Source organism: Kitasatospora sp. NPDC059648 (genome assembly GCF_042734825.1).
GTDB lineage: Bacteria > Actinomycetota > Actinomycetes > Streptomycetales > Streptomycetaceae > Kitasatospora.
This window is the reverse complement of record NZ_JBHWDU010000203.1, coordinates 1-2,925: the sequence shown is the minus strand read 5'-3', so window position 1 is coordinate 2,925 and position 2,925 is coordinate 1. Positions and strand designations below refer to the sequence as shown.

At 69.8% G+C, this 2,925-nt stretch carries 3 protein-coding genes and 1 pseudogene; 1 reads left to right on the top strand and 3 read right to left on the bottom strand.

The window, feature by feature from the left end; genetic code table 11:
- From ACFV1W_RS40410 to ACFV1W_RS40400, 3 genes and pseudogenes are all read right to left on the bottom strand, one after another.
- Positions 1 to 184: pseudogene (locus ACFV1W_RS40410) on the bottom strand (cytochrome P450); the annotation flags it as partial.
- A gap of 202 nt (positions 185 to 386) precedes the next feature.
- Positions 387 to 899, bottom strand: coding sequence for a hypothetical protein (locus tag ACFV1W_RS40405; RefSeq protein ID WP_380422547.1), 513 nt, complete (start codon positions 897 to 899; stop codon positions 387 to 389).
- Positions 900 to 918: 19 nt separating this feature from the next.
- Positions 919 to 2,571 (bottom strand): restriction endonuclease fold toxin-2 domain-containing protein, encoded by a 1,653-nt coding sequence (locus ACFV1W_RS40400; protein WP_380422545.1) that lies wholly within the window; start codon positions 2,569 to 2,571, stop codon positions 919 to 921.
- Positions 2,572 to 2,717: 146 nt separating this feature from the next.
- On the opposite strand from ACFV1W_RS40400, the gene ACFV1W_RS40395 reads away from it, so the two are divergent.
- On the top strand, positions 2,718 to 2,925 hold a 208-nt coding region (locus tag ACFV1W_RS40395), incomplete at its 3' end, for a transposase (RefSeq protein WP_380422544.1).

Genomic DNA, 2,925 nt, shown 5'->3' with positions numbered 1-2,925 from the left:
GGTCCGGCGGGTCCTGGTGGAGCATCATCGTCCGGGCGAACTCCAGATCGGCCGCCGAGTCGGGCTCCCGGATCTGCGTGGCGCCGAGATGCGAGGAGAAGACGGCGGGGTCGCGGAGCACCTGCTTGACGTCGGCGTGCCGCAGAACGGCCCAGTACCCGGGTCCGGCTGGCCAGTTCCCCACGGCTGGCTCCTCCACCCAGCAACCGGCGCCACCGCCCGCAGTTCACGGAACAGTTCGTACGGCACGCCCTCGGCGTGCGTCCCGGCAGGAAGATCCTTGTTCACCAGCTCCTGGTCAGGCCCCATGCCGGCAGACAGTACTGCAGCCGCACGGCCGGCAACAGCACCTGGATCCGCCGCTGACGCGTCGCGGCGGACGGGTCTCACCAGTACCGCAGCCGGGGGTCGGGAACGCTCCGCCGGTTGATCACGCGCCACGCCGACTCGTCGATCCGGCGGATGTGGTCGAGGAGGAGTTCGCGCAGCTCCGCCTCGGTGCAGGCGGTCGCGAGCACGTCGGGAACGTCGAAGTCGATGCCCTCGCGGGAGCTGATCCGCAGGGCCGCCCCGACCGGCACGACCTCCCGCGCGAGCCACGAGCCGAACTCGGCGGCCTGCGCGGCCGTGGTGTTCCGGATGGCGGCGCCTTCGCCCGCTACGCCCGCGACTCCCTCCACCGCCCGCTGGTCCAGGGTGATCCCGAAGCTCATGGTGACCCCGTTGCGGCGCCCGTGCCCCGGATGGTCCCAGACGTGGGTGAACTCCGTCGGCTCGCGCCGGAGAAGGGCCTGCCGGAACGCATCGAGGGTCAGGCCCCACAGGCCGTCCGTCACGGGTTCGAAGATCCAGTAGTGGGCCTGCTCCTCGATCGGCGTCGGGATGGCGGGAACGGGCACCGGCTGCTCCCGCTGCCGGTCACGCGACATAGCGGGCGTAGCCGTTGACGCCGTACAGGGCCAGCATGGTGTCCCAATAGGCCACCGAGGGTTCGTTGTTGGTGTCGACCTCGACACCTCGGAGCTGACCCTGGTTCTGCGGGTTCGCCAGGGCGGCGCGGTACTTGGCCATCTCGGTCCGGTCATCGGCGTACAGGAACTGGCGCTTGTTGTTCTGGGTGTTGGTCAGGAGGCTGTCCAGGGTCCGGTAGCAACTCTTCGGGTTCTGGACGTACTTGGCCTCGACGGCCATCCCGTCCGTCGGACGGATCCCGTCCACCATCAGGGTGTTTGTCGCGCCCAGGTTCGAACCCGCCGGGAGCGGCAGCGCGAACTCGGGGTACCCCGAGGTCCTGAGCTGGTAGGCCTGTGCCGCTATGTTGCCCGCGTCGGAGAAGTCCCCTTCGGTCAGGCTCTTCTGCCAGGTCGTGAAGGAGGCCAGTTGAGCGGGCGTGAGGGCCGGGAACCGCGGATCGGGCGGGTCCGGTGGGGCGATGGGGTCGACGTCCGGCTGGAGCGGGTTGCGCGGCCGTTGGACGGTGGGCAGGAAGCCGACCGAGGCGAGCACGATCGGATCGGGAAAGGGGTCCGGGGAGAGCGGGTCGCCGCCCCACTCGCGGACTCCGCCGCCCGGTAGCCAAGGCAGCAGCGGTTGCCCGGAGTTCGGCTGTCCTGGGATGGTGACGACCGCCTGGCTGCCATCGAGGATGTGCGCCACCGCGCCCAGGGAGTGGATGTCCGCGTCGCCCTCGACCCGGTCCTTCAGCCCGCCGTCGTTGCCGTTGCCGCCGAACACCGGGTTGTCCCAGATCGGACCGGGCGACAGGAGGGAAAGGGCGTCGCCGTCCAACTGCTTCTGCGCCGCCTCGATGTGGTCCGCGTAGCTCTCGCAGCAGGCGGCGAGCAGCGAGCAGGCCGCCGGGAGGTTCGCGAGGAGGGTCTGCCCCTCCGCAGGACGGGCCGGAGCAGCTGCCTTTCCGACGAACTGGGTGAAGTACGCGTTGACTCCCACACTCGCCGGGCCCTCGTAGTCCTGGACGGCGGTGGTCCAACTGCCCTGGGCGTCGGCCAGGACGTTGGTCAGTATGCCGGCGGCCTTGCGCCAGGTAGCCGCGATCTGCCGAAGCCCGTCGGGGTCACCGCGGTACCGGCCGCCACCGAGGAACTGCTTCTCCCAGCTGGTGTCTCCGACGGCCTCGGGCAGCGAGTTGCCGAGCCCCCGTGGATCGTGGAGCTCCTGGCACTGGTCGGAGCGGCTGAGCCAGGGCGTGGCCAGACCGCTGCTCCCGCCGTCACCGCTGGCGGCCAGCAGGCCGGCCGCCAGCGAGGACTCGGCCGCCAGGTAGTTCTTGGCCGTCTGCAGGATCGCGGCCGCTCCGGAGCCGATGATGACGCAGGCGTTGCCGATCTGGTTGACGGTCGTCCTCGCCGCCGGGTCGTACACCGAGCCGAACAGCTGGCCGGCCTCGTCCGCCCCGACCGTTCCCTTCTGGGTCGCCAGTTCGCCCACCAGGGCGTTCGTGGTGGCGAGCAGGTCCTCGCTGCTCTGGTGCATCCCCCAGGAGGCGTCTACCAGGTCCTCGACCACGACCTGGTAGCCGGCTCCCCCGTCATCCGGCAGTCTGTCGTGCATGAAGTCATGCTTTCCATCAACTCCGTTGGCGGAAGCCGGAAACCGGGAAGTGTTGCGGAGTCGTTGCATGCCCCGGGCGGGTAGGAGAAACCAACAGGACTGCTCGGTGCCCATGTCCGTTCGCCCGGGCGCTCGTGGGGTAAGCCGTGGGGAAGAGACCGCCGTGGCTGGTGTCGGACGACTTGTGGGGCCGGATTGAGCCGCTGCTGCCCGGGAGGCAGCAGCGGCTGCGCAAGCTCGGCCGTCCTCCTCTGGACGACCGGGGTTGTCTGCAAGGGATTCTGTTCGTGCTCCACACCGGGATCCAGTGGGAATGGCTGCCCCAGGAGCTCGGCTTCGGCTCGGGCATGACCT

Excerpts from the sequence above, each read along its gene's own strand:
- ACFV1W_RS40400 (WP_380422545.1), bottom strand. The coding sequence starts at position 2,571 with ATGCACGACAGACTGCCGGATGACGGGGGAGCCGGCTACCAGGTCGTG.